The organism is Rhizobium sp. BK619, assembly GCF_014195245.1.
Lineage (GTDB): Bacteria > Pseudomonadota > Alphaproteobacteria > Rhizobiales > Rhizobiaceae > Rhizobium > Rhizobium acidisoli.
In genome coordinates this window covers 45,143-71,617 of record NZ_JACIBH010000013.1, presented here as the reverse complement: position 1 = coordinate 71,617, position 26,475 = coordinate 45,143, and the positions used below count along the sequence as shown (strand labels likewise).

26 protein-coding genes and 1 tRNA gene are annotated in these 26,475 nt (G+C 62.3%); 9 read left to right on the top strand and 18 right to left on the bottom strand.

The window, feature by feature from the left end:
• Positions 1–8 precede the first annotated feature (8 nt).
• Both chrA and FHX14_RS24030 read right to left on the bottom strand, forming a co-directional pair.
• The gene (chrA, locus tag FHX14_RS24035) at positions 9–1,430 is read right to left on the bottom strand and encodes a chromate efflux transporter (protein WP_184379146.1); all 1,422 of its coding nucleotides are present in this window, start codon (positions 1,428–1,430) and stop codon (positions 9–11) included.
• A gap of 1 nt (position 1,431) precedes the next feature.
• The gene (locus tag FHX14_RS24030) at positions 1,432–2,247 is read right to left on the bottom strand and encodes a sulfurtransferase/chromate resistance protein (RefSeq protein ID WP_184379144.1); all 816 of its coding nucleotides are present in this window, start codon (positions 2,245–2,247) and stop codon (positions 1,432–1,434) included.
• Between the two features lie 258 nt (positions 2,248–2,505).
• Here FHX14_RS24030 and FHX14_RS24025 point away from each other — a divergent pair, with 258 nt between their 5' ends.
• Positions 2,506–2,820 carry a hypothetical protein gene (locus FHX14_RS24025; RefSeq protein ID WP_012558192.1) on the top strand — a complete coding sequence of 105 codons (315 nt, stop codon included), beginning with the start codon at positions 2,506–2,508 and terminating at the stop codon, positions 2,818–2,820.
• A gap of 221 nt (positions 2,821–3,041) precedes the next feature.
• On the opposite strand, the gene FHX14_RS24020 is transcribed toward FHX14_RS24025, so the two are convergent.
• From FHX14_RS24020 to FHX14_RS23975, 10 genes are all read right to left on the bottom strand, one after another.
• Positions 3,042–3,344, bottom strand: a complete 303-nt coding sequence (locus FHX14_RS24020; protein ID WP_054183317.1) for a hypothetical protein — start codon at positions 3,342–3,344, stop codon at positions 3,042–3,044.
• Between the two features lie 57 nt (positions 3,345–3,401).
• Positions 3,402–3,698, bottom strand: a complete 297-nt coding sequence (locus FHX14_RS24015) for a hypothetical protein (RefSeq protein ID WP_003593546.1) — start codon at positions 3,696–3,698, stop codon at positions 3,402–3,404.
• Between the two features lie 154 nt (positions 3,699–3,852).
• A tRNA-Lys gene (locus FHX14_RS24010) sits at positions 3,853–3,928 on the bottom strand.
• 222 nt (positions 3,929–4,150) lie between these two features.
• Positions 4,151–5,062, bottom strand: a complete 912-nt coding sequence (locus tag FHX14_RS24005; RefSeq protein ID WP_179613175.1) for a PhzF family phenazine biosynthesis protein — start codon at positions 5,060–5,062, stop codon at positions 4,151–4,153.
• 130 nt (positions 5,063–5,192) lie between these two features.
• Entirely contained in the window at positions 5,193–5,963 is a 771-nt protein-coding gene (locus FHX14_RS24000; protein WP_184379142.1) for an NUDIX hydrolase, read from the bottom strand.
• A gap of 8 nt (positions 5,964–5,971) precedes the next feature.
• Complete coding sequence (locus FHX14_RS23995) at positions 5,972–7,081, bottom strand: endonuclease/exonuclease/phosphatase family protein (protein WP_184379140.1); 1,110 nt, start codon at positions 7,079–7,081, stop codon at positions 5,972–5,974.
• A 121-nt stretch (positions 7,082–7,202) separates the two neighbouring features.
• Positions 7,203–8,222 (bottom strand): ABC transporter ATP-binding protein, encoded by a 1,020-nt coding sequence (locus FHX14_RS23990; protein ID WP_054183313.1) that lies wholly within the window; start codon positions 8,220–8,222, stop codon positions 7,203–7,205.
• Positions 8,210–9,904 (bottom strand): iron ABC transporter permease, encoded by a 1,695-nt coding sequence (locus FHX14_RS23985; protein WP_184379138.1) that lies wholly within the window; start codon positions 9,902–9,904, stop codon positions 8,210–8,212. The genes FHX14_RS23990 and FHX14_RS23985 overlap by 13 nt, the downstream gene beginning before the upstream one ends.
• A gap of 7 nt (positions 9,905–9,911) precedes the next feature.
• Positions 9,912–10,889, bottom strand: a complete 978-nt coding sequence (locus FHX14_RS23980; RefSeq protein ID WP_184379136.1) for an ABC transporter substrate-binding protein — start codon at positions 10,887–10,889, stop codon at positions 9,912–9,914.
• 187 nt (positions 10,890–11,076) lie between these two features.
• Positions 11,077–11,844, bottom strand: coding sequence for an alpha/beta hydrolase (locus FHX14_RS23975; RefSeq protein WP_012558279.1), 768 nt, complete (start codon positions 11,842–11,844; stop codon positions 11,077–11,079).
• Positions 11,845–12,065: 221 nt separating this feature from the next.
• Between FHX14_RS23975 and FHX14_RS23970 the strand changes: the two genes are divergently transcribed.
• From FHX14_RS23970 to FHX14_RS23960, 3 genes are all read left to right on the top strand, one after another.
• The gene (locus FHX14_RS23970; RefSeq protein WP_184379134.1) at positions 12,066–12,536 is read left to right on the top strand and encodes a MarR family transcriptional regulator; all 471 of its coding nucleotides are present in this window, start codon (positions 12,066–12,068) and stop codon (positions 12,534–12,536) included.
• Between the two features lie 230 nt (positions 12,537–12,766).
• Positions 12,767–13,825, top strand: coding sequence for an aldo/keto reductase (locus FHX14_RS23965; RefSeq protein ID WP_184379132.1), 1,059 nt, complete (start codon positions 12,767–12,769; stop codon positions 13,823–13,825).
• Positions 13,826–13,925: 100 nt separating this feature from the next.
• Positions 13,926–14,969: a DUF2278 family protein gene (locus tag FHX14_RS23960; RefSeq protein ID WP_184379130.1), complete on the top strand. Its 1,044-nt coding sequence runs from the start codon at positions 13,926–13,928 to the stop codon at positions 14,967–14,969.
• Between the two features lie 327 nt (positions 14,970–15,296).
• Here FHX14_RS23960 and FHX14_RS23955 read toward each other — a convergent pair whose 3' ends face one another.
• Positions 15,297–16,517: a PLP-dependent aminotransferase family protein gene (locus FHX14_RS23955; RefSeq protein ID WP_184379128.1), complete on the bottom strand. Its 1,221-nt coding sequence runs from the start codon at positions 16,515–16,517 to the stop codon at positions 15,297–15,299.
• A 317-nt stretch (positions 16,518–16,834) separates the two neighbouring features.
• Between FHX14_RS23955 and FHX14_RS23950 the strand changes: the two genes are divergently transcribed.
• The 4 genes from FHX14_RS23950 (at position 16,835) to FHX14_RS23935 (ending at position 19,433) form a co-directional block, all read left to right on the top strand.
• Positions 16,835–17,935 carry a branched-chain amino acid aminotransferase gene (locus tag FHX14_RS23950; RefSeq protein WP_184379127.1) on the top strand — a complete coding sequence of 367 codons (1,101 nt, stop codon included), beginning with the start codon at positions 16,835–16,837 and terminating at the stop codon, positions 17,933–17,935.
• 350 nt (positions 17,936–18,285) lie between these two features.
• The gene (locus FHX14_RS23945) at positions 18,286–18,537 is read left to right on the top strand and encodes a type II toxin-antitoxin system ParD family antitoxin (protein WP_184379125.1); all 252 of its coding nucleotides are present in this window, start codon (positions 18,286–18,288) and stop codon (positions 18,535–18,537) included.
• Positions 18,521–18,856: a type II toxin-antitoxin system RelE/ParE family toxin gene (locus tag FHX14_RS23940; RefSeq protein WP_184379123.1), complete on the top strand. Its 336-nt coding sequence runs from the start codon at positions 18,521–18,523 to the stop codon at positions 18,854–18,856. Before FHX14_RS23945 ends, FHX14_RS23940 begins: the two co-directional genes overlap by 17 nt.
• The gene (locus tag FHX14_RS23935) at positions 18,846–19,433 is read left to right on the top strand and encodes a class I SAM-dependent methyltransferase (RefSeq protein ID WP_184379121.1); all 588 of its coding nucleotides are present in this window, start codon (positions 18,846–18,848) and stop codon (positions 19,431–19,433) included. Before FHX14_RS23940 ends, FHX14_RS23935 begins: the two co-directional genes overlap by 11 nt.
• Before the next feature lie 49 nt (positions 19,434–19,482).
• Here FHX14_RS23935 and ilvC read toward each other — a convergent pair whose 3' ends face one another.
• Together ilvC and FHX14_RS23925 are read right to left on the bottom strand one after the other, a co-directional pair.
• A complete protein-coding gene (gene ilvC / locus FHX14_RS23930; protein WP_003593524.1) occupies positions 19,483–20,502 on the bottom strand; it encodes a ketol-acid reductoisomerase in 1,020 nt (339 codons plus the stop codon).
• A 50-nt stretch (positions 20,503–20,552) separates the two neighbouring features.
• Positions 20,553–21,233, bottom strand: a complete 681-nt coding sequence (locus tag FHX14_RS23925; RefSeq protein ID WP_184379118.1) for a TetR/AcrR family transcriptional regulator — start codon at positions 21,231–21,233, stop codon at positions 20,553–20,555.
• Positions 21,234–21,403: 170 nt separating this feature from the next.
• Between FHX14_RS23925 and FHX14_RS23920 the strand changes: the two genes are divergently transcribed.
• Positions 21,404–21,862, top strand: a complete 459-nt coding sequence (locus FHX14_RS23920; RefSeq protein WP_184379116.1) for a hypothetical protein — start codon at positions 21,404–21,406, stop codon at positions 21,860–21,862.
• Positions 21,863–21,888: 26 nt separating this feature from the next.
• Here the strand turns inward: FHX14_RS23920 and FHX14_RS23915 are convergent, their stop codons facing one another.
• The 3 genes from FHX14_RS23915 to FHX14_RS23905 form a co-directional block, all read right to left on the bottom strand.
• Positions 21,889–23,520 (bottom strand): FGGY-family carbohydrate kinase, encoded by a 1,632-nt coding sequence (locus FHX14_RS23915; protein WP_184379114.1) that lies wholly within the window; start codon positions 23,518–23,520, stop codon positions 21,889–21,891.
• 162 nt (positions 23,521–23,682) lie between these two features.
• Positions 23,683–25,365: a hypothetical protein gene (locus tag FHX14_RS23910; RefSeq protein ID WP_184379112.1), complete on the bottom strand. Its 1,683-nt coding sequence runs from the start codon at positions 25,363–25,365 to the stop codon at positions 23,683–23,685.
• Positions 25,365–26,420, bottom strand: a complete 1,056-nt coding sequence (locus tag FHX14_RS23905) for a glycosyltransferase family 2 protein (protein WP_184379110.1) — start codon at positions 26,418–26,420, stop codon at positions 25,365–25,367. The genes FHX14_RS23910 and FHX14_RS23905 overlap by 1 nt, the downstream gene beginning before the upstream one ends.
• Between the last annotated feature and the right edge of the window lie 55 nt (positions 26,421–26,475).

Here is a 26,475-nt window from a genome sequence, read left to right as displayed (position 1 = left end):
AAAGAGCTCTAACCTACCGCCAGCGTCCAGAGCATTCCCGATATCGCACAGGCAAGCAACGTCGTGATCACAGACGTCTTGAACCGGAAGATCGCAATGGCGGCGGCGGCAGACAGCGCCATTGCCGCCGGCACGGCCGATTGCAGCACGGGGATATCAAGCCGCAAGCCGCCAAGGCTGACGGTCGCGACTTCGGCAAACAGCGTGTGCAGGCCAAACCAGAGGGCGAGGTTGAGAATGACCCCGACCACCGCAGCCGTAATGGCCGACATCGCGCCGGCAAGCGCCACATTGCCGCGCAGTTTTTCGATGAAGGGCGCACCGAGGAAGATCCAGAGGAAACAGGGTACGAACGTCACCCAAGTCGTCAGGATTGCCGCGAGCGTGGCGGCCAGCATCGGATCGAGAGATCCGGGATTGCGATAGGCGCCCATGAAGCCGACGAACTGAAGGACCATGATCAGCGGCCCCGGCGTCGTCTCGGCCATCCCCAGACCATCGAGCATCTCGCCGGGTTTCAGCCAGCCGAAACGCTGCACGGCCTCCTGGGCGACATAGGCGAGCGCGGCATAGGCGCCGCCAAAGGTGACGACCGCCATCTTACTGAAGAACAGACCGATCTCGGTGAAAACATCGTGTGCCCCGAAAGTCGCATAGAGGGCGGCGATGGGCACGAGCCAGAGAGCGAGCAGCGCTGCCGACATACGCAGCGACCAGCCGAGATTGGGGCGCGCATGCGCCGGTATGCCCTCGCCGAGCGCCGACTCCGCATCCGACAGCACCGAGCCGCTTCCGGCCTTGTGGCCGCCGCCCGGTTTGAAAGCGGCAAGCCCGAAGCGGCCGCCGAGAAAGCCTGCGATGGCGGCGGCAAGCACGATCAGCGGGAACGGCACATGCAGGAAGAAGATGGCGACGAAGGCCACCGCCGCAATCGCCAGCATGACGTTATTTCTGAGAGCGCGGCTGCCGATGCGGATGACGGCCTGCACGACGACGGCAAGCACCGCTGCCTTCAGCCCGAAAAACAGGCCGGCGACAATGCCGACGCTGCCATAAGCCGCGTAGATATAGCTGAGACAGAGGATCGACAGGAATCCCGGCAACACGAACAACAAGCCCGCGACCAGACCACCCAGCGTGCGGTGCATCAGCCAGCCGATATAGACGGCGAGCTGCTGCGCCTCGGGGCCGGGAAGCAGCATGCAGTAATTCAGCGCGTGCAGGAACCGGTGCTCACCGATCCATCGTTTCTCGTCGACGATGATCCGGTGCATGACGGCGATCTGGCCAGCGGGGCCGCCGAAACTCAAGGCGGCGACGCGCAGCCATACCTTGAAAGCCTCGCCGAAGGAGACGCCGTGGTGATGCTCCTCGTCCGCATGTCTCTCCATCGTTTTGCTCGCGCGGCCGTTATCCGTCATCTCGGCCATCTCATGCCCTCTTCTTCGGCGCAGGCCAGTTGTGGGTTTCCTCGGTCGCATCCCGGCACCAGCGGAAGAAGGCATCGTAGAGAAGCATTCCGGCTTCGAGCTGCTCCAGATCGTCGGAAAACATCCTGGAGAGACCGAGCGATGCTGCAAGCAGCCCAGGCGCCTCGGGCGCGAGATCGAGCCTTGCGGTATCCGCCGCCCTGATAATCCGCGCCAGACGAAGAAGCGGTTCGGACGCCAGGCCGAACTCCTCGACCATCACGTCGAAGGTGCAGAGTTCGCCGCGATGGCTCCAGAACACGTCTTCGATATCGAAGGGGACCGCCCCGAAGCGTTCGCCAACGGCTATAACCTCGGGCGCCGGCACGAACAGGAAGACGGCGCTCGGATCGACGAAGCGTCGGATCAACCAGGGACAGGCGATGCGGTCGATCTTCGGCCGCGCCCGTGTCACCCAGACGGTGCGCCCCTCGGCGTCGCGGCGCGGAAGCTTTTCCGCTGGCACTGCCGCTCCGCCGGCAATCCAGGCTTCGAAGCCGCCTTCGAGGCTCTCGGCGTCGATCCCGGCATGGCGCAGATAGGCGGCCACACCATGGCTGAGCTTGCTGCCTCTTTGACAGACCACCACGACGGTGCCGGCATTCATGCTGGCCGCCCAGGACGCTACCTCAGCGTGATCGCGCCGGATCGAGCCCGGAACCAGGCGCGGATCGAGCGCGAAGTCCTCCTCGGTGCGAACGTCGACGATGCAAGGCGCGGCGGGGGTTCCGATGAGGCGGCTGAGTTTGTCGGGAGAAATTTCGAGAAATGACGGCATGACGCGTCCTCCGTTGATCGGTGTTACTGGACGCGATTCTTCAGCATGACGCCTCGTGGGATGATCGCAACCCCATGGCAAAACCATGCGCAAACAGACCCCGCCATGTCAAGCGGGCGCTTGCATAGAACAGCGGAACACAGCCGATCAGGGTCAGCTGCCGCCCGGAATCCCTTGATATCAACTGCTTCGCGGTCCCGGTACGGAACAAAATCCTCACTTCGGCATTATTGTTTCACCGAAAGAGGAGAAAGTACCATGACGTACGACCCCAATAATGCCAACGACCCGAACCGCCCGCTGAACCCAAATCTGGATCTGCGCACCACGCCGAGCGCGCGCAGCAATAATACGTGGGTTGTCTGGGTCGCTGCATTGGCCGTGATCGCTGTCGCTGCATTCGCCTATTCGCAGTGGAGCACCCCCGGCACATCCCCTGATACGACAGCCTCCACGACCCAATCCGAGCCGGCACCAGCGGCGCCTAAGCCGATCGCTCCGACTGATAACAGCGCAACGCCCGCACCGGCACCAGCACCGGCCACTCCGCCGGCTGCCCCTGCCCAGCAGTAACTGCTCCTCGGCTAAAGCAAGCCGGCCCAATGCCGGCTTCCTTTTCTGTCGTGCGCTCTTGAATACCGGCAGAGAGAGCTTATTTTAGAGATATTGAATTTGTCTCTGACGGCTGACCACGGATGTACTGGCAGCCGTTATCGAGACAGATCGAGGAAGGGTCGGTGCGAGTTTCGCCCGGCCTTTTTTCTTGGCCTCCCCACAATTCTCGCAGCGGGATTTCATTTGGGGATTCTGTTATAGAAGGACTGGGGGTCGTACACGCACTGGTAGTCGAGAAGGCAAATCTTGCCGTTGGCATCCCTGACCCTTGCCGTGTCATACTTGTCGCCGAGATTGCACCTGGCCGGAGGATAGCGAAAGCTGCGGCCGCCAAAACCCATGCGCACGAACACTGCTTTGTCTTTGCGGATGATCTGCGCAAGCTCCTCGCAAGTATGATCCCTGGCATTGACCTCCACTGCCTCGATGGCAAGGGCTGCGGACGGAAACAGCAGCACAATCGCCAGAACAATGCTTTTCATGAAAACTCCTGAATGTGGGATAACTTTTTGACCGAACCGGCCAAAGACCATCCCGCTCTACGGAAAATTATAGGGGGATGCCGGGTCGAAGACGCAGGCATAGTCGAGAATGCACTGCTTTCCGCCAGCATCACGGAAACTCGTGCTGGTACGCTTTTCGCCCATGCTGCATTGCGCCGGCGGATAGCGGAAGCTTCGGCCACCGAAACCGACACGGACGAAGACCTTCTTATTCTGGCGGATGATCTGCGCAATCTCACTGCAGCTATACGCGCTTGCCTTGATCTCCTTCGCCCCCGCCGCGAAGGCCGGCAGCGGCAGAGACAAGGCAACGACTAGAACGACGCTTCTCATGGAACCCTCCCGCTTATCTAAGAGCAAATAGGGCGCGAGGATCGACGCTGCCAGACATGCCGACGACACGAACCATGCCGCCCGGCCGGGAACAAATTCCGGCAGGCCGGAAGATCCGGCCTGAATTCAAATAATTCAATCTTATCAAGAGATTTGGTGGGTGATGTAGGGCTCGAACCTACGACCCGCTGATTAAGAGTCAGCTGCTCTACCAACTGAGCTAATCACCCGTTCGCGCTTGGCTGCGCGGTGTGACGGGGCGTATAAACAGGATCGGCAGGCTTGTCCAGCGCATCGGCGAAATTTCTTTGGTTAATCGCGAAGATTTTTCGGCATGACTGAAATGCGGGGCATGATCCCGGAAACTGGGATCGATTTTCGGACAGGATTAGACGCAGATTCAAAGCGATAGAATGCCACGCATGCGGTCGGACGCGTGGCACGCCATAAAATCAAATGTCGAGCGTGCCGCTCGCCAGCCGTACTGCCTGGCCGCCGATCCGGGCGTTGGAGATCGTCCCGCCGTCGACATCGATATGCAGATGGATGAAGGATGGCCGGCCCATCTCGACGCCTTGTTCGATCATGATCGGGTGATGCCCGTCCGTCAGCCGGTCGAAATGGTGGATCGCACCGGAAAGTGCCGCCGCCGCCGAACCGGTGGCCGGGTCTTCGACGATCCCCATGCCGCTTGCGAACATGCGCGCATGGAACTTTGCCACGTGATTGACGCCGCCGCGGCAATAGACATAGGCCGAGGCAAGCGCACCCTCGACGAAGGGCACGATCTTTTCCCAGAGCTGCGGATCGAATTCCACCCGCTGCGCGGCGCCGACATCGTGCACCGGAATGAGCAGGAAGGGAACGCCGGCGCTCCAGACCGAGGGCACGTGATTTTCAAAGCCGATCTCGGTCACCTTCAGCGACAGCGCATCGGCCATGCCGAGTTTGTCCAGCGGCATGACGGCCGGCTGCGATTTCCGCGGTAGGTCGAATTCGGCAAAGCTCGCCTCGCCCTCCCTCAGCCGCACCGCGCAGCGCACCGGCCCGACATTTTCCTCAAGCACGGTCACGAGATCGAGCGTTGCCGCGCCATGCGCCCGTTCGGCCAGCGCCACCGCCGTGCCGACCGTCGGATGGCCGGCAAACGGCAGCTCACGCCCCGGTGTGAAGATCCTGAGCTTCGCCGCATAGGCGGGATTGCTCGAAGGCTGCACGAACACCGTCTCGGAGAGATTGATCTCCCGGGTGATCGCCTGCATCGCCTCGTCGCTGAGATCGTCTCCGTCGAAGATCACCGCCAGCGGGTTGCCCGCCAGCTTTCGATCGGTGAACACGTCATAGACGCTGTAGCTTCGCGCCACATCGGCCTCCTTGAATCGGTCATCGCGCCGCCAACCTGCCCGACCAAACGGCCGAGTGCAAGGCGCTAAGTCAGATGGACGCAAGGAGCCAAGCCGGAGCGTGTCCTTCGAGGCGCTGGCCTTTGGCCTCTTATGCGTCCGCCTTGCCGAAATACCAGCTAATCACCGGCAGCATGGAGATGTTATAAGGATATGCCTTGGGATCGGCCGAGCGGATCGCCACTGCACCGGCGATCTCCTTGTCCTCGGCGACCAGCATGTGGGCCTCGATCCGCTTCACCATCTCCTCCGCCGTCATGTCGAAGCGGAAGAGCCGCATGAGCGTGACCGTGCGCCTGGAATAGCTGGCGTAGAGCCCCTGCCCTGCCACGGAATCGGAAAGGTCGACACCCGTCTCCTCATGGACCTCGCGGCGCATATTGGCCTCGATGTCGCAGCGCCCGTCGACGATATCCTCCTGCTCAAGCGAACCGGCGGCGAAATAGACCTGTCCGGGATTGGCGGTGTGGGCACCCATGCGGATCGCCACCAGCGCGCCGTCTGAGCTTTCCAGCACCGGATAAGCAAAGATATGCAGGCCGCCCTGGCGCTGCGGCTGCCGGCGCCACCACATGAAGGCGGAAAAGGGCGTGACGTAGCCCTCGCCCGCAATCCCGTCCTCTCCGAACGACAGCCGCTGCTGGAACACCAGCCGCCCGTCGAAGAGCGCCGGGTTGGCGGCGGTTTCCTTGGCCCAGTTCTCGCGGATCGCCGCTTCCTCGGCGACGACAAAGGGATGGCTGCCGGGCAGAACGCGCAGATCGACGCCGGCGATCGGGAAGACGGTGGCTTCCGGCGGCCAGCCGGCGAAATCATCGGAAAAATCGCTGCTTGCAAATTTCATGTTCAAATTGGTTTTCATGTTCGCTTTCAGGGGAGATCCAGGGTCATGACGACGGGGCAGTGATCTGACGCCTTCGGCCGGTCCCAGCCTGTGCGCGGATAACGCTCCACCTCCTGCCCCGGCGGGAAGATGGTGCGATAGGGCTGGCCGCTGCGGATGATCTCAGGCAGGCGGCCGGCATTATGGGCGGCAAGTGCTGGCGAAAGCCAGAGATAGTCGAGTTGGCAGAGCCACTGCTCCTGCGGCCCGCGGGCGTGATAGAGCGTCCAGCGATCGAGGGCCGGGCGGCGGCGCACGACGTTTTCGGCAAAGCCGTCATGGCTGAAAACGTCGAGGGCGCTTTCGGCCTCGTCGTGATGCTCGAAACGATAGCCGGCCCCGCGGCGGCCGATGACATCGACGCGCTCCTGGTAATCGTTCATGTCGCCGCAGATGGCAAAACTCTTCTTGCCGGTATGGCCGGCGCCGAAACTATCCTCGATGATGCGGCGCACAGCGCGCGCCTCGGCGCGGCGGATCGGCATCGTCGATTGCCGCCCGTCCAGCTCGTCGCGCGGATTGCCCATCGATTTGAAATGCACGACATAGAGCGAGAACGGCCGGCCGCCGATCAGAAGATCGAGCTCCAGGCAGTCGCGTTTGAAGATCTTGTCATCGATGCGGTTGGTGAGCGCCAACTCCTCGTCGAAGATATCGAGATCGCGATAGGTGGTCATCGCATGACTGCGGACTTCCCTGAGCTCGATCTTCTGGCCGTCGCGCGTTTCCTCGCGCATCAGCACGGCGACATCGATGCCGCGGCTGTCATTGCCCTCGACCAGGTATTTCTGGCGATAGCCGTTTCCGACCATGCGGAAGAGATAGCCATATTCGAAGGCCTGGAGAGCGGCCATATTGTCGATTTCCTGCAGGCAGAGAATATCGGCATCCGCATCGGCGATCGCCAACGCCGTCATCTGTCTCGTATCGTCTGTGGCGGCGATCACCCGCGCCTGCTCCAGTTGCTGATAGACGCCCTCGCTCGACACTTGGAAAAGCTTGATGACGCGATCCTGGCGCAGCTGGTTGCGAAAACCGGTGAAATCGAAACGGGTCAGGAGATTTTCGACATTGAAGGTGGCGAGGCGAAGCGACATGGCAAGGGTCCGGTTGCGGGCAGTACCTTATCCGGCAATCGCACGGGGAAAAGATGGCGGGGCCAAGAAATATGCGGACAACCGCCCCTTTTGAAGCCCCGGATACAATTGCCTGCCTCGATCAAAGCCGCCAGCCCGCGCGAATGACGACGCGCACCGCTTCACCGGGCACGACAGCCACACGACTGAAGCCGCGCAACGTCTGGCCGTTGCCGAGGGTGAGCTTGACGGCATAACGTTCGCCCTCGAAAAGCACGGCTTCGACGGTTGCCGGAGCCCCCTCACCGCCGATGATCACATCTTCCGGCCGCACGAGGATATCGGCGCCATCGGTGTTGGCCGCCTGTAGCGCATCCTGCAGCTCGTCCCATTCCAGATGGCGTTCGCCGCCCATGACCGGCAGCGTCAGGATTGCCCCTCGCCCGATCAGCCCGCCGACGACGCGCCCTTCCGGCCGGGCATAGATCTCGGCCGGCTGCGCCACCTGCAGCAGCCGCCCCTCCGACATGACGGCGACGTCGGTCGCAAGCGCCATCGCCTCGCTCTGGTCGTGGGTGACGTAGATCATCGTCGCGCCCGAGCGCTGGTGGAACTCGCGGAAAGTTTCTTCCATCTCCTGTTTCAGGTGCCGGTCGAGATTGGCGAGCGGCTCGTCGAGCAGCACGACGTCGGGCGAGGTGACCAGGCAGCGGGCGAGCGCCACGCGCTGGCGCTGGCCGCCTGAAAGGTCTGCGGGACGCCGCCCGGCGTAATCGGCAAGCCGCACGGTGGAGAGCGCCTCGCCGACCTTCGTCCGGTAAGCCTCGCCGGAAATGCCGCGCACCTTCATGGGGTATCCGACATTATCGGCAACACTCATATGCGGCCAGAGCGCATAGGATTGGAACACCATCGCCATGTTGCGCTTCTCAGGCGGTAGCGCCTGGGCGGCATCGGCAATGAGCCGCTCGCCGAGATGGATCGAGCCGTCGGAGGGCGTCTCGAAACCGGCGATCATCCTGAGAATCGTCGTCTTGCCGCAGCCGGAAGGCCCGAGCAGCGCCAGGAAGCCGCCCTCGCGCACATCGAGCGAGAAATCGCTGACGGCCGCCCGCCCGGTGCCGAAATCCTTGGCCAGCCGGTTGAGGATCAGTTTCGCCATCGGACCACCCCTTTCGGCAGGCGTTTTGCCAGAAGCTCGAGCAGCAGCATCATGACGACGACCATGAGGACGACGAGCACCGAGAGCGCCGAAGCAAGGTCGGAACTGCCACTGTCGTCGAGATTGTAGATGGCCACACCGAGCGTCTGGGTGCCGGCCGACCAGAGAAGCGCTGAGATCGTCAGCTCGTTGCAGGCGATCAGGAAGACGAGGATGACCGAGGCGCCGGCGGCCGGCGCGATCAGCGGCACGATGATATCGAAAAGCCGGCGGAAGAAGCCGGCGCCGGAAAGCCGCGCCGCTTCCTCCAGCGCCGGGTCAAGCTGATGGAAAGCGCTGACCACGGGTTTCAGGCTGACCGCAAAGAAGGAGGAGAGGTAAGCGATCAGGATGATCCAGATCGTGCCGTAGAGCGAGATGTGCAGGAACGGGATGGGCGCCGCGAGGACCAGGATGAAGGAGACCGCCATGACGATGCCGGGCAGCGAATAGGGTATCTCGATCAGGCTGGACACGATGCGGGAAGCCGCATCTCTTCGCCGCGTCAGCGCATAGGCCGCAAGCACTGTCACCGTCAGGAGACAAAGGGCGGTAGCGGCGGCGAGCGACAGCGAATTGATAAAGGCGGTGCGCGTTACCGCCTGCCGGAACAGGATCTCCTGAAAGGCATGCAGCGACATGGTTTTGAAGGTGAGCGGCACGCCATAGGCCGGCACCAGCGCGCCGGCGACGAGCGCGAAGAAGGGCGCGGCCAGCATGAAAAACAGGATCGCCCAGAGAAGCGGCGTGAAGGCGAATCGCCAGGCGCCGAGCTCGAAGGCGGCACTCGCCCCCGACAGGCCGATGACACGATAATCGCGGCCGCGCAGCGCCCGATCCTGGATCATCAGCCCGGCGACCGAGATCATCGCGATAACAGCCGAGAGCACGGCGACATCGCCGAAGGTGCGGCTGGTGAAAGCGGAAAACTTGGTGAAGATGAGCGTCGGCAGCGTGAAGATCGAGGCCGGAATGCCGAGAATGGCGGGAATGCCGAAATTGCCGGTGCAGGAGACGAAGGAGATCGCCGCCCCGGCAATGATGCCGGGCAGCGACAGCGGCAGGATGATGTCGCGGAACACCCGCAGGCTGGAGGCGCCGGAAAGCTGTGCCGCCTCGACCCCGTCGCGCGGCAGCGTCATCAGCCCGGCCCGGAGCGCCAGATAGACCAGCGGCGCATGCTGCACGCCATAAAGCAGCGCGATGCCGCCGACCGAATAGAGCGGCTGCGGCGAGCCAAGCGGCGGGGCGATGGAGAGCGCCTTCAACAGCGGGCTTGATGGCCCCGACATCTGTACCCAGGCCAGCGCCGTCACCTGCGGCGGGATCATCATCGGCAGCACGAAGAAGAAGCTGAGCAGCCCCTTGCCACTGATATCGGTCAGCGTCAACAGGAAGGCGAAGAGGCAGCCGATGACGAGCGAGATGATCGTGCCGAGAATTGCCGTGACGATGGTGTAATAGGTCGCCGACCAGAGCGACGGGTCGCCGAGCACAGTCAGAACGCCGCCATTGGCGAAGGCCGCGATCCCGACCATGGCAAGGCGGGCGAGCGGCAGCACGCTGAGGATCAGGACGGTGATGACGACAAAGGGAAACAGCCAGGCTGGCTGGCTGTTTCCGGTTCTGACATAGCCGTGCATGGAAGGATCAGTTCGAACCGTAGATGCCCGAGAAGGTCTTCAGATCCTGATCGGTATTCTTGAGCGCATCTGCGGCCTTGATCGGCAGGACCTTGATGGTGTCGCGCGCCGGAAAACCTTCCGGCAGCTTCATGCCGTTGCGGGCCGGGATGTAGCCGAGCTTGAGAAAACCTTCCTGGCCCTTTTCGGAAAGCACGTAGTCGACGAACTTCTTGGCGGCATCGGCATTTTTGGTGCTGGCGAGGATGCCGACCGGCTCGGTGACGGCCGAAACGCCTTCGCTCGGGAAGACGAACTCGACCGGAGCGCCCTTGGCCTTCTCGCGGATCGGCAGATAGTCGACGACCATGCCGTAAGCCTTTTCGCCCGAAGCGACCGACTTCAGCACGGCGCCGTTGCCGCCGGCAGCGATCGCGCCGTTTTCTGCGAGCGACTTGTAGAAGTCCCAGCCGAGGCCCGGAACGGCGGCAAGCGTCTGGGCGTGGATGAGGGCAGCACCCGAAGCGAGCGGGCTCGGCATGGTGACGAGGCCCTTGGCTTCCGGCTTCGTCAGATCCTTCCAGTTCGCAGGCTTCATCGCCGCCGAGGTGTTGTACATGATGCCGGTGGTGATCAGCTTGGTCGAATAGTAATAGCCGTCGGCATCATAGAGCGCGGCATCGTACTGCGCGGCTTCCGACGACTTATAGGCGAGCAGCTTGCCGTCTTCCTTGAGGCGCTCCAGCGTCACCACATCGGCGATCAGGAGAAGATCGGCAACCGGGTTGCCGGCCTGAATTTCGGCCTGGAGCTTGGCCATGATCTTCGGCGTGCCGTCGCGCACCCAGTCGACCTTGATATCGGGATTGGCGGCCATGAAGCCATCGACCGTCGCCTGCGCGTCTTCGTTCGGCTGGCTGGTGTAGAGAACGAGGTTTGCGGCAAGGGCCGGAACGGCAAGGAAGCTCGCGGCAAGAAGTGTAGCGGCGGAAACGATCGTTTTCATGTGAGGGATCCTCATTGCGGTCACCCCTCCCTTATTGGGGGTCGTTAACAGGGATGTGACAGGTGCCGCCGCCGCTGGACGCCGACAAGCCATCGCTGCAAACCCGGTCGATCGCGGCCTCGCATGCAGGCTCATGCTCGCCAAAAACGGAGCCACGGCACTTCAGCGCCGTGGCCCTGATCGAACGTTACTTTGCCGCCTCTTCGATGAGGTCTGCCACCTTCTGCGGCTGCGAAACCATCACGACGTGGGAAGCGCCCTCGACCACGACGGTTCGCTTGGACCCTGCCCGCTCGGCCATGAAGGCAAGGGCTGCGGCCGGAATGTTCTTGTCGCCGGTGCCGTAGACGAACCACGACGGCAGCTTCTTCCAGGCGGGCTCTCCCGACTTTTCGTTGAGAGCCGCGTCGGTGACCGGCCGTTGCGCCGCCGCCATCAGGGCAGCCTGTTCAGCCGGCACGTCGCTGGCGAACTGATCATGGAACTTCGCCTGGTCGATATAAAGATCGACGCCGCCTCCGCTCAGTTTCACCGGCGCCGCAAGCGCAGCACCCAGCGTACCGCCGGGAAACTTGCCGGCGAGATCGGCAACCGATTCCCCTGCATCAGGTGCGAAGGCCGCGACATAGACCAACGACTTGACATTGTCGTGGCCGTTTGCGGCAGTCGAGATCACCTGCCCGCCATAGGAATGGCCGACGAGGACGACCGGGCCGGCGATGCTGGCGACCACGTCGGAAACATAGGCGGCGTCATTGGAAACGCTACGCAGCGGGTTGGCGGCAGCCACGACCGGGAAGCCGTCCTTTCGCAGGATTTCGACGACGCCGTTCCAGCTGGAAGAATCGGCAAAGGCGCCGTGGACGAGGACGACGGTTGGCTTGGCCGTCTCGGCAACGGCAGTACCGGAAAGAAGCGCGCCCGCCAGGGCGACGACAGCAGCAAACTTGAACATTGGTCATTTCCTTTCGTCGGTTGGGTTTGACTAAGATTCGTACCGGGAGGGCGATCACTCGTCTCCGCATCTCCTGACGCGGCAGGCCGCCCATATTTCCGATGACATATAATTTGTAAGCGATTTGTTTGTGCGCTATCTATATGGGCCAGGGAGCCCGGGACGTCAATAGCTTGCAAATAGATCGCGCACAAATTATATTGAGGCCTGAGGAGAAGGTGATGAAAAACGCCACACCAGATGATCTCACCGACGTGCCGAAGGTAGATGAAATGCTCTGCTTTTCAATCTATTCGGCAGGCCATGCCTTTAACCAGCTTTACCGCCCGCTGCTCGACGAATTGGATCTGACCTATCCGCAGTTCCTGGTGATGACCGCATTATGGGCGCATGACGACCGCACGGTGAAGGATCTGGGCGAGACCCTGTTTCTCGACTCGAGCACCCTCACTCCGCTGTTGAAGCGGCTGGAGAAATCAGGCCTCGTCACCCGCAACCGAAATCCCGCCGATGAGCGCCAGGTCCTCCTGCGCCTGACGAAGGAGGGGCACGCCTTGAAGAACCGTGCCGCCCCAGTGTTCGACTGCATCGGAAAAGCCGTCGGTCTCGACGCCGCGACCGTCAACACGATTCGGGAAACGATCGCTTCCATCCGCGACAACATTCACAAGAAGAACGAGGAAGAGACCTGACGCGGCGCGTCATCGGTGCGCCCGAACGATTTCCGTCGACAAGCCGATGGCATATTGTACGATCAGTCTGCTGGCGCCCTGCCGCCGGACACGCGCGTCGACCGCGGCCGGCCCGGGAGATGCAGGCGCTCAAAATCTTGCCTAGCCTCACGCAGGCGTGAATACCCAGCCATTGCCATTCCGCCGCGCTGAGGTACGTCAATCGTGTTTTCGATGAAGGAGGAGTTTCAATGGAATATCGTTCGCTCGGCCGTTCAGGCCTCAAAATTTCGACTTTGACCATGGGCACTATGACCTTCGGCGGCGTCGGCTGGGCCAAGACCGTCGGGGACCTCGGCGTCTCCGAGGCGCGTAAGATGATCGATATCTGCATCGATGCCGGCATCAACCTCATCGACACCGCCAATGCCTATTCCAACGGCGAATGCGAAAACATCATCGGCGACGTGCTCTCCGGCAAGCGGCCGCAAGGCGTGCTGCTTGCCACCAAGGCCCGTTTCGGCATGGGTGACGGCCCGAACGACCAGGGACTGTCGCGCTACCACCTGATCCGGGAATGCGAAGCGAGCCTCAAACGCCTGAAGACCGATGTCATCGACCTGTACCAGGTCCATGAATGGGACGGCCAGACGCCGCTCGAAGAGACGATGGAAGCCCTCGACACGCTGATCAAGCAGGGCAAGGTGCGTTACGTCGGCTGCTCGAACTATTCCGGCTGGCACATCATGAAGGCGCTTGGCATCGCCAACGAGCATCGCTACCAGCGCTTCGTCAGCCAGCAGATCCACTATACGCTGGAAGCCCGCGACGCCGAATACGAGCTGCTGCCGATTTCGATCGACCAAGGCCTCGGCGTGCTGGTCTGGAGCCCGCTTGCCGGCGGCCTGCTCTCCGGCAAACACCGCCGCAACCAGGCCGCTCCCGAAGGCACGCGCCAGTTCGCCGGCTGGACCGAACCGCCGATCCGTGACGAGAACCGTCTCTGGAACATCGTCGAGACGCTGGTCACGATCGGGCAGGAGCGCGGCGTCTCGGCCGCACAAGTGGCGCTCGCCTGGCTGATCGGCCGCAAGGCGGTTACCTCGGTCATCATCGGCGGCCGCACAGAAGCCCAGTTCCGAGACAACATCGCCGCCGCCGAGCTGAAGCTGACGGATGAGGAGCGCAAGCGCCTCGATGCCGTCAGCCTGCCGCCGGTGATCTATCCCTACTGGCACCAGCTGAACACGGTGAGCGACAGGCTTGGTGAAGCCGATCTCGAGCTGTTCGGCCCGCATCTCCAGCAATAGGCGATGACGAACCAGGCATTGCGCGGCGAAAGACAGGCGTCATAAAAGATGCACTTTCGCCGTGTTAGCGTAAGAGCCCGCTACTCCTGCGAGGTTCGCCATGCTGAAGAATTACAAGGTCCTGAAGGGTACGGCGAGCGCACTCGCCCTTGACGACGACAACGATCCGCACATCGAGATCCGCATCGAGGCGAACGGTATCAGCTACCGTATCGCGCTCAACGTCCGCTCGAAGGAATCGCCGCACGACCTGCTTTACGCCAACATCGTCGATTTCAAGCACCCGGCGCTGACGGAAGCGCTCGAAGAGCTGCCGATGGGCCTGACCGACATCCGCAAGGACCGTCCGGAGCTGGCGATCGATTATGTCCGCGGTGGGCTGATCGAACGCGAAGACATGAACGTCGCGCCCTTCCAGCTATCCGGTCCGAAGAACGACCTGCGTGATTTCATCGAGCCGATCGTCCAGGAAGGCATTGCCGATTCCGACGTGCATTTCTACGCCTTCGGCGAGGCCTGGGGGCCGGAGAACAACAAGCCGGACCAATATTTCCATTTCGAGCCGGGCAACGGCATTCACGACATCCACATGAATCAGGGTGACGGCGGCAGCTTCAAGGCCACCAACGGGCCGAACCAGGATGGTGCGCTGCTCGTCCATTTCAACGATACCGACGAATGGGCGGCGATCTTCCTCTGCTTCCAGTCGCAGAACTGGAATACCGATGCGGCGACCGGCCATCCCGTCTCCGACGGCCGCGGCGGCCAGGGCCGCGGCGAAGGCACCCGCCGGCCGCAGCCGATCGTCGCCTCGTCGCTGCGCATCATCGCCGCGCTGATCAACCCGGTCAACGGCGCAGGCGGCACGGAGGCCGAAACGGTGACGATCATCAACCGCTCCGACATGGCGGCATCGCTCGACGGCTGGAAGCTGGAGGACGAAAACGGCAGGACCCAGACGCTGTCGGGAACGCTTGAGGCCGGCGAACTGCGCACCATAGCGCTCGATGCCGGAAGCGGCGGCCCCCAGCTTGCCAACAAAGGCGGCGACATCATCCTGCGCAATGCCGACGGCGCCGTGGCCGACCGTGTCGGCTACGGCAAGAGCGAAACGGCCAACGAAGGCTGGACGACTATATTTTGATTGGTGTTCTGGCTGGCTGTCTGAGAAGCGTTCGCGATGGAGGGAAAGATAAACCGCCTACCCTTCCCTCTGCGAGGAGAGCGCGTGCCGTGTAGCCCCCTCATCTGCCTGCCGGCATCTTCTCCCCGCTGGGGAGAAGGGGAATCGTGGCAACGTTTCACTTCCTAAAAACGTCTGCGGTGGAAAGAGAAGCAAGCGGCTTGCTCCCCTCTTCTCCCCAGCGGGGGTCCGAAAGACGGGCGAGACCCGTGGCTCGCCCAGGCTGGTGCCCGAAGGGTCGGATGAGGGGGCCACACGGTACGTCCGTTATCGTAGCCGCCGCAGCAATCACCCGCCGATCTCGGCCGAGATCAGCGCTCCCAGGCGGCCGATGCCGTCCTCGATCATCTGCTCGTTGGCGCAGGAGAAGCTGACGCGGAAAGTGTTGGCGCCGGAACCGTCGGCGAAGAAGGCCTTGCCGGGCACGAAGGCGACCTTTGCGGTTTCGAGCGATTTCGCCAATAGCTTGGCGCCGTCCATGCCTTCCGGCAGCGTGATCCAGATGAACATGCCGCCTTCCGGCTTCGTCCAGCTCGTGCCTTCGGGCATATATTTGTCGAGCGCTACCAGCATGCAGTCGCGGCGCTTCATGTAGGCGGCCTTGATCTTGGCGACCTGCGCCTCAAAGCCCCGCTCGGCGACATCTGATATCGCCATCTGGTTGATCGTCGAGGAATGCAGGTCGGCGGCCTGTTTCATCAGCACCAGCTTGCGGATAACGGGCGCATTGGCGACGATGAAGCCGACACGAAGGCCGGGCGCCAGCGTCTTCGAGAAGCTGCCGCAATAGATCGTGCGCGTATCGTTGATGTCGCCCTTTTCAGCGATCTCGAGGGCCAGGATCGGCGGGATCGGGTCGCCGTCGTAACGCAGCGACTGATAGGCAGCGTCTTCGATGACGGCGATGTCCAGCTCTTCGGCCAGCGCCAAAACCTTCCGGCGACCATCGAGATCGACCGTTTCGCCGGTCGGATTGGAGAAGTCGGCGGAAAGATAGGCGAATTTCACCTTGCCGCCGGCTGCCGCGGCGGCCGCACGGTAAGAGTCCGGCGTCCGGTTGCCGTTCGGCGTCAGTTGGTCGTAGGCTGGCTCATAGGCGTTGAAGGCCTGCAGCGCGCCCAGATAGGTCGGCCAGGTCACCAGCGCGGTATCGTTCGGCGAGAGGAACAGCTTGCCGAGATAGTCGAGACCTTGCTGCGAGCCGGAGACGATGAAGACATTGTCGAGTTCGCAGGGGATGCCGAGATCGACCATCTGCCGAACCAGCCATTCGCGCAGCGGCTTGTAGCCTTCGCTGACCGAATATTGCAGCGCCGAATTGACGGCAGCGCCATCGAAGATGTCGGCATAGGCCTGCTTGAATTCCTGATCGGGAAACAGCGCCGGATCCGGAATGCCGCCGGCAAAGGAAATGATATCGGGCCGGTCGAGAAGCTTCAGAAGCTCGCGGATCTCGGATGCGCGCATGCGCGACGAGCGCGACGCAAACATGGTGTCCCAGTTAAGCATGGGGTTTCCTCGTATTTTCTATTCCCGGCAGAAGACCATGCCGGGAAATTTATGTCAACAATACTGACCTATTTTCTTGTCATGGTGACATGTTGGAATCTTATATTCAAAAGCCTTTGGATGGTCGGGATTTCAGTTGATGTAACCGCCATCCGACATCGAAGGCGCCCGGTTGCGAATTTGCTGCTCGACGTCAGCCACATCAAGCGATTATTCCTCTGATCAAAGTCGAAACCGGCTGATTCAGACCCTTCCAAGACCAGCTCGGCGGCGGTAGTGTCGCCGCCACTATTCAATTTACTATCAAGGTGCCAGAAATGACCGTGACGTCTGCCTCTCCTGAAATCAAAATCGAACTCCACAAGTCTCCCGTCCCGGACGCCGATCGCATTCAGGCACTCGAGACGCCCGGCTTCGGCAAGCTCTTCACGGATCATATGGTCTTGGCACGATGGACGGCCGAGAAGGGCTGGCACGATGCAAAGGTTACGCCAAGGCGACCCCTGGAGCTCGATCCTGCGAGCGCCGTGCTGCACTATGCTCAGGAAATCTTCGAGGGCATGAAAGCCTACAAGGCGGACGATGGCCGGATTCTGCTCTTTCGGCCTGAAGAGAACGCCCGCCGCTTCGCGCAGTCGGCGACCCGCATGGCGATGCCTCCCGTGCCCGAAGACCTCTTCCTGAAGGCGGTTGAAGAACTGGTCCGTGTCGACAAGGCCTGGATTCCGTCGGGCGACGCCAGCCTGTACCTTCGCCCCTTCATGTTCGCCAACGAGGCGTTTCTCGGCGTTCGTCCGGCTCAGGAATATGTCTTCTGCATCATCGCCTCTCCGGTCGGCGCCTACTTCAAGGGCGGCGCAAAGGCGGTTTCCCTTTGGGTCGAGACCGAATACACCCGTGCAGCCGCCGGCGGCACGGGTGCAGCAAAATGCGGCGGAAACTACGCAGCCAGCCTCGTGGCGCAAGCCGAGGCGACCAAAAAGGGTTGCGATCAGGTGGTCTTCCTGGACGCCGCAGAGCATCGTTGGGTCGAAGAACTCGGCGGCATGAACGTCTTCTTCGTGATGAACGACGGATCAGTGGTGACCCCGCCCCTTGGCGGCACGATCCTGCCGGGCATCACCCGGGCTTCCGTGATCGTGCTCGCCGAAGAAAGGGGCTTGCGCGTCGAGCAGCGCCCCTACTCGTTCGCGGAATGGCAAGACGACGCTGCCAGTGGCAGGCTCGTCGAAGCGTTCGCTTGCGGCACTGCCGCAGTTCTGGCGGGCATCGGCCTGGTTCGACATGCCGGCGGTGAGTTTCTGGTCGGAGACGGACAGACCGGCAAGTTGACCAGTGAATTGCGTCAACAGCTCGTCAGTCTGCAGAAGGGCGTAACAAACGATGAGCACGGCTGGACGCGCCTCATCCCGACCTGAACGTCGGACGTTCCACGCGACCGGCGGCGTCAACACCGACAGGGGGGCGCCGCATGGTGGCCCCCTCGGCACAACGCTTGCCCACCGTGCCGCAGAGATATCGGCAGCCCTCAAACTTGCGACCGCTGATGCGATCTTTACGCGACGGCCGAGCGCCATGAGGCGGATATCCTGCCCGGCGACGCCCATGTCAAAGTTTTGGAACGAGTCTTCCACATCGATAAAAAAGACTGACCTTGATGTGACCCAAGTGCTCGACGGCAGAGCGCAACGCTTCTATCACAAAGTGGGGAATGGGAAGCTGGCATCAGGGACGCTGAAACCGGCATCTACGGACGGCACCGAATTCGATGGCGAAAATGACGATCATGCTTCCGGACAATCTGGCGGACTACGTCGCACGCCGTGTAGCAAGCGGCAGATACAGCAGTGCCGGTGCATATCTGGCGGAACTCGTCCTGAAGGATCAGAACCACCGCAAGCTTGATGACGACGAACTGCGTGATATCCTGACGCAGGCTGAGGAGAGCGGCATCAGCGACCGGCGCATTGCCGACATCCTGCTGGAAACGAAGGCGAAGCTGCGTGACATCAACCTATAGGCTGACCCGAACCGCAGACGCCGTGCTGTCAGGCATTGACGAATATGCCAGCCTGCATTTCGGCGAGGCGCAGGCGGATGCCTATCTTCTCGATTGGGACAGGATTTTCGTGCTTCTTTCGCGCGTGCCTTCCATGGGAGATGCGTGCGACGAACTCGGCTCCGGCCTTCGCCGCCTCCTCCACATGCGCCACGTCGCCTTCTACCGCGAAATACCGGACGGCATCCTCGTCGTCGACATCATCGGCGCCGACCGGCTTCCCGAAAGACATCTTCAATCCAGACCACGCTCACCAACGGCCGATCCGGATGCCTCGTGACAGCACCTCCGCCTTTTACGAAGACTACGCCGCGACATACGCCAACCGGACGCGCAGCCTACCGAAGCAGCAGCTCGATGCCTTCCTCGCCGGTATCGCACCGGGTGGTGCAATCCTCGAACTCGGCTGCGGTGGCGGCCAGGACAGCGCCTACATGCTGTCGCAGGGTTTCGACGTGACGCCGACCGATGGCTCCGCCGAGCTTGCCAGACAGGCGGAAGCGCTGATCGGCAGGCCGGTCAAGGTCATGCTGTTCCAGGAGCTCGACGCCGACAGCGCCTTCGACGGCGTCTGGGCGCATGCGAGCCTTCTCCACGTTCCCAGGGCTGAACTGCCCGATGTCTTCGCCCGCATCCGCCGCGCGCTCAAAACCGGCGGCCTTCTTCACGCAAGTTTCAAGGCGGGAGAAGCGGAAGGCCATGACGGCTTCGGGCGCTACTACAACTACCCCTCACGCAAATGGCTGTCGGCGCTTTTGACCAAAGGCGGCTGGCAAAACCTCGCCATCGAGGAAAGCGACGGCGGCGGCTATGACGGCAAGCCGACCCGCTGGCTCACCGTGCGCGCGGAACGTTAGAGGCCGGAGCTTTCACTCCGGCCTCCTATGTTTATTTCATCGGAACCGCTTAGTTCACGCTCTTGTCGACCAGCTTGTTCTTGCCGATCCAGGGCATCATGCCGCGCAGCTTGGCGCCGACTTCCTCGATCTGGTGGCTGTCGTTGTTGCGGCGGATGCCCTTGAAGCGGGCTGCACCCGACCGGTATTCCTGCATCCACTCGGAGGTGAACTTGCCGGTCTGGATGTCCTTCAGGACGCGCTTCATCTCGGCCTTGGTCTCGGCGGTGATGATGCGCGGACCGGAGACGTATTCGCCCCACTCGGCCGTGTTGGAGATCGAGTAGTTCATGTTGGCGATGCCGCCTTCATAGATCAGGTCGACGATCAGCTTCACTTCGTGCAGGCACTCGAAATAGGCCATCTCGGGCGCATAACCGGCTTCGGTCAGCGTTTCGAAACCGGCGCGGATAAGCTCGACGAGACCGCCGCAGAGAACGACCTGTTCGCCGAAGAGGTCGGTTTCGCACTCTTCGCGGAAGTTGGTTTCGATGATGCCGGAACGGCCGCCGCCGACGCCGCAGGCGTAGGAGAGCGCGAGTTCAAGCGCATTGCCGGACGCGTTCTGATGAACGGCCACGAGGCAGGGAACGCCGCCGCCCTTCTGGTATTCGCCGCGAACCGTGTGGCCCGGGCCCTTCGGCGCGATCATGACGACGTCGACCGAAGCCTTCGGCTCGATCAGGCCGAAGTGAACGTTGAGGCCGTGAGCGAAAGCGATGGCAGCGCCGTCGCGGATGTTCGGAGCGATGTCGGCTTTGTAGATATCGGCCTGCAGTTCGTCCGGGGTCGCCATCATCATCAGGTCGGCCCAGCCGGCAGCTTCGGCAACTGTCATGACCTTGAAGCCATCGGCTTCGGCCTTCTTGACGGTGGGCGAACCGGCCTTGAGTGCGATGACCAGGTTCTGGGCACCGCTGTCCTTGAGGTTCAGCGCATGAGCACGGCCCTGCGAGCCGTAGCCGATGACGGCGACCTTCTTAGCCTTGATGAGGTTGAGATCGGCATCACGATCGTAATAGACGCGCATTTGAAGTTCCTTCCCTTGTGCTTGTCTTGTTGACTGTCATTAAGGCGAAATCAGCCGAGAACCGGCATCTCCGCCAGAACCTTGTCCGTGCCGTAGAGCCGGAGGAAGGCGGTGACCGCCCTCTCCGCCTGGCGCGCGGTATCCTTGAGGCCCGGTTCGCCGAGCAGCATGCGCACATGCAGGTCGGAGACAACAAGGCCGTAAAGCGTGTGATAAGCCTCATCGGCATCGGAAAAGCGCAGGAGCCCTGCCCTCTTTCCGGCATCGATCAGCGCCATGGCGCGGCGGTCGATCTGCCGGCGGCCACGCTCGAGCAGCAGCTTGCCGAGCTTCGAGCCGTCGCGGTTCGCCTCTGTCTTGTTGATTTGGCCGATCGCCAGCCGGTTCAGCGCCAGCGAGACATCGCCGGCCAAAACCTCCAGCAGGTCGCGTGCGAAGATCACGACATGGTCATGCAGGCTTGCCGCCGTCAGCCGCTCGCCGTTGCGCTCGAAGGTGCGGACCTTGCTCGCCTGATAGGCAATCATCGCCGACAGCAGACCGTCGCGGTCGCCGAACCACTTGTAGAGGCTTTCCTTCGAGCAATTGGCGGCACGCGCGACCCCCGAGGTCGTCAGCGCCTTCTCGCCGCCATCGACGAGCAGCCGCAGCGCCTGCTCCAGAACGGCGTTCTGGCGCGGCGAAAACTCGCTCGGCTCTGCGGTATCGACGGACACGGTCACGGCTCCCATATACGTACCGTACGGTACGGTTCGTGAGGTTTATGCGACAAACCGATCGGGCCGTCAAGCAGGCCCGGCAGATTTTTATACGGGAAAGCTCAGGGAGACACCAGAATTGGATAGGCGCGCATCGGTCAGCATCGCATAATGTCAATCGATGCCATTGCCGGGAGCTTTCCATGTCGCGCTTGCCTGCCGCCCTTCTCCTCGCCGGAGCAGTCGTCCTCGGAGCACCGCTCCTAAGCGCCGGCGCCATCGCGCAGTCGGAAAACGAGGTCTATAACAGGATCGAGGAGTTGCACGGCAATGCCGAGGCTTTCGACCGGCCGCTGCGCCGGCTCGTTCTGGCGATGCGCTCCGGCGACGCCGAGACGATCGCCGGCCTTGCCGAATATCCGCTGACCGTCAAAGCCAATGGCGAGACCTATGATGTCGAGAACGCCGAGGATTTCGTCGAGAATTTCGAGGATCTGGTGACGCCGGAGACGCGCCGCGCCGTCGGGCGCCAGCAATATCAGGATCTCTTCGTCAACAGCGATGGCGTCATGCTCGCAAACGGCGCCGTCTGGATGGGCGCGGTCTGCGAGGATAACGCCTGCGAAGACAGCCATTGGGCGATCATAGCCATCAATAATTAGCCTTCGACATTTGTCGCGCAGCGATGTCAGCCATCGCTGCGAAACTTGCGCGCCAGTGTCTGAAGCTCCTTGAAGGCTTCGTAACGCTTGCGGTGGAGATCGGAAATCTCACCCTTCGACGGCTGAAAACGTGTTTCCACCCTCGTAAACTCGCTCATCGCCGCGCCGACATCGGCAAATTGCCGGCCGGCGACGGCACCGAGGATGGCCGCGCCCAGCAACACCGGCTCTTCGGCCTTCGTGGCAACCACCGGCTTGCCGCTCGCATCAGCAAGCACCTGGCGGACGAAATCGTGCTGGCCGGCGCCGCCGCTGATGACGATGTTCTCGACAGTGACCCCCGCCTCGGCCTGCGTTTCGATGATCTGTCTCAGGCCGTAGCCGATGCCGCAGAGCCCTGCGATGTAGAGCGAGACCAGGCTGTCGACATCCCGCTCCATGCCGAGACCGGTAATGGTCGCGCGGGCATGCGGATCGGCAAAGGGCGCACGGTTGCCGAGGAATTCGGGAACGACGTGCAGCCCGGCCGCCAGCTTGACGGCATCGGAAGAACGGCCCGCCTTGCCGGCAGCCATGTCTGCAAGCAGTACCGGCAGCGGAATGCCCGCGCTTTTCGCAAGCTCCTTCGCCTCGCCGGCCGCCGGATGGAAGGAAAGAAGATGGTCGATCGCCGCGCCGGCAGCACTCTGGCCACCCTCGTTCAGCCATAGGCCCGGCACCATCGCCGAATAATAAGGTCCCCAGACACCGGGAACGAAAGACGGTTCTGCCGTCGAGGTCATCGTGCAGGAAGAGGTTCCGAAGACATAGGCAAGATTGGCTTGCGGATCGGCACCGACAGTTCCGACACCGCCAGCATGGGCGTCGATCAGCCCGGCTGCGACAGCCGTTCCCGGCGTAAGGCCAAGCTCCACCGCCGCAGCAGCGGTCAGTCCCTCACCAAGCGCCGAACCGGGCTCGACGATAGTCTGGCCGATGCGGACAAAACCTTCGTCTGCCAGCACGCCGAGGCCGATCTGGTGGAAATAGCTGCCGTCCCAACGCTTCTCATGGGCGAGATAGGTCCACTTGCAGGTGACCGTGCAGGTCGAGCGTGACAGATCGCCGGTCGCCCGCCAGGTCAGGAAATCCGCAAGATCGAAGAATTGCCAGCCGGCATCGAACACAGCGGGACGGTTTTCCCTGAGCCAGAGAAGCTTGGGCGTTTCCATCTCTGGCGAGATGCGGCCGCCGACATAACGCAGCACGTCATGACCCAACGCATTGATGCGCTCCGCCTGCGGGACGGCGCGGTGGTCCATCCACACGATGATATCCCGGTTCGGATCTTCCGAAGGCCCGACGGGGAGCGGCTTGCCGCCTTCGCCGAGAACGACCAGAGAGCAAGTTGCGTCGAATCCCAGACCGACCACGGAGGCCGGATCGACCCCGGCTGTGGAAACCGCCTCTCGCACGGCCGCGCAAACGGCGCTCCAGATTTCGCGGCTCGATTGCTCGACGATGGAACCGGCTTCATGAAACAAGCTGATATTCCGCTTGGCGGAGGCAAGCATGCTGCCGGCCATATCGAACAAGCCGGCCCGGGCGCTGCCGGTGCCGACATCGACGCCGATGACATATTTGGCGCCAGCTTCCGGGGTATGCGATGTGTCGCTCATGGTCTCTCGTTTCAGATCGCCAGGGATCGGGTTGATGGGCAACTACGGCCGGATTCAAGGTCTATCTCCGGACAGATCGCCGCGTCCAGGAGCGCTGACATTACGCGGTCGCGGTGACATGACAAGGAGAGCGAGGCGCGAGGCCAGGCCAAGCGCAACGGTTCATAGAGCCGTGGCGCAACCGGCAGGCACCGAGGGAGGCGCTGCCGGCGCCGCCTTGTCGATCGCGTAGAGCTTGGCGAAGCCGGCATCCTCGATCAGCGTCAGGCCGGCCGGCATCAAGGCGCCGACATGCCGGTCGGGAATATCGGCATTGGCGACGAGGATGAAATCGAAACGCCTGCGCCAGTCCGAGAGATAAGGCGCATAGCCTCTATATTCCTGCATCATGCCAGGGCATGAAAGCACGCTGATCGGTACCAGATTGCCCTCGGGAACCGCGATCTCCGACCAGGGCGGCAGAACGGAGAGCGGCTGCTTGCCTTTGGCCGTGAAGAGCGTCGGCACAAAAGCGTGCGAGAAGGGTACGGCAAGCGTCGGCAGATGCCGGAAGGTGTCCAGTCCCCAGGCAAAATGCCGGTTGGTGTGGGCAAAGTCGCCGACCATCTCGGGTTCGTGCCCTAGAGGCAGAACGACCGCGCCGGCCGGCACCTTTTTCAGCACGGTCTCGACGGCAGCGGCGTCTTGCTGTGCCAGCCACCAGTTCCAGCCGATCCAGCCGGCCCGCCCGAAAACCGCGAGATTGACGACAACCGCCAGCAACAGCGCCTGCCGGCGCGTCAGATTCGCGAAGGGGCATACCATCGCCATGACGACGAGCACCGTCATGATCGGAAAGCGCCAGCTGATCCATCCGGTGCCGAGCATGTGGAGCGGTGCGACACAGGAGAGAAGCAGCAATCCGCAGGCGGCGACGGCAAGGCCCGCATGCATGCGGATGTCGCCTGCGCGAACGGCGCGCGTGCAGATGAGGATCAGCGGCAGAACCAGCAGGACATCCACCACCGGGACATAGGTGGTGATGGCGGAAAACAGGTTCATGACGATCAGGACGACGCCATCGTTCCAGACAAGGCCGAGGCCATCGCCGCCGGCGTTCGGCAAAGCGGTGGTGCGAAGATAGAGCGCAAGTGGCGGCAGGGCGCAGGCGCCGATCGCCAGCGCCAAACGGCCGGCGAGCCTCATCAGCCCTGCCTTCGATCGCACGATGTCGAAACGCCAGGAAAATTCGAGGCCGCAGACGATCGCCATATAGAAGCCGAGTGAGAAGATGTGCATCACCGTCAGCAGCAGCGCGGCGGCAAGCCGCCAGGCAAAAAGCAGAACCGGATTTCGGCGCTGCAGCAGCAGGTCGGCGCAGGCGAAGAACAAGGCCATGCCAAGGCCGATCTGGAAGTTGAGGAAGCCGCCGATCATCGTGGCGCACCAGCCAAGCGACAGCATGGCGATCTGCCAATAGTGCCGGCCGCCGAAGAGTGCCCGGTGCAGGCCGATCGCACCAAGCGGCGGCAGCACGATGGCCAGGAAAAGCAAAGCCCGCGCCAGCCTGTCGGCGCCGACCAGCGGCCCTACCGAAATCGCCAGAAGATCGATCCCGACATTGGTGAAGGTGCGGTTCCAGTCGATCGCATAGATTTCAGGAAACGGTTGCTCGCCGATCCCGCCCGAAAGAAGCCAGATACGGGCATAGTGATTGGCGTAGTCGAGAACCGGCGGAAAGCGGAACAGCACCACCAGGGCCACGGCAAGCGCGACGAAAGCAATGATCGCAATGGTGGAATCCTGCCTGGCAACCAATTCTTCGGGCCTGGCTGCCGAATGAACAGGCGCGGCAATCCGGTCCATCATCCGGTCCGGCTGTTCTTTTGCGAGCGCGGCTCACCGGATGCAAAGGCTGCATCCAGCGCGGAGCGCTTGTCGCCGGCGCTCATCTCCGAAAAAGCCGTCGGCAGCTCGGCATGTTCGCCGCCGCGCAGGATGGTCTCGATCATGAACATCGGCCGCCTCTTGCTCTCCTGCACGAGACGGCCGAGATATTCGCCGATGATGCCGATGCAGATCAGCTGGATGGCGCTGAAGGCACTGACGGCGGCCATGATCGACGACCAGCCGGTGACCGTCTCGCCCTGCAGCCAGCGCACGAAGGTATAGACGAGCAGCGCCATCGCGACGCCGGCGCTGATCATGCCGAGCCATGTGGCGATGCGCAGTGGTGTCGTGGAAAAACTGGTGATCGCGTCGAGCGCGAAATTGATCATCTTGCGCAGCGGATATTTCGTCGTGCCGGCAAAACGGGCGTCGCGCTCATAGGGAAGCGCCACCTGCTTGCCGCCGATCCAGCTGACCATGCCGCGAATGAAGCGATCGCGCTCCGGCATCGCCAGCAGTATATCGACCACGCGCCGGCGCATCAGCCGGAAATCTCCAGTATCGCGCGGGATGGTGACGGAAGCGAGCCTGGAAAGCGCGCGATAAAAAAGCGAGGCGGAGGCGAGTTTGAACCAGCTTTCGCCTTCGCGGCGCGTGCGCTGGCCGTAAACGACATCGGCGCCACGCTCCATGATCGGCATCATCATCAAAAGCAGCTCGGGCGGGTCCTGCAGATCGGCGTCGATCAAAAGAACGCGCTCGCCCCGCGACGCGGAAAGACCGGCGGTCGAGGCCAGTTGGTGGCCGTGATTGCGCAGGAGACGAACGCCCAGCACCTGCGGCAGTTTTTCCGCCAGATCCGAGATGATCTCCCAGGTGCCGTCGGACGAGCCGTCATCGACGAGGATGAGCTCAAAGGCGTCGCCGGCAACGCTCTGCGCGGCGGCGCTCGCGCGGCGGCAGAACTCGCGCAGCCCCTCTTCCTCGTTGTGACAAGGCGCGACGATGGAAAGAGACGGTGCTTGCGTCATGCGGACGGCGGTGCCTGCTTGATTGATAGCACCAGCCTAGCCCGGAAACGTCAAA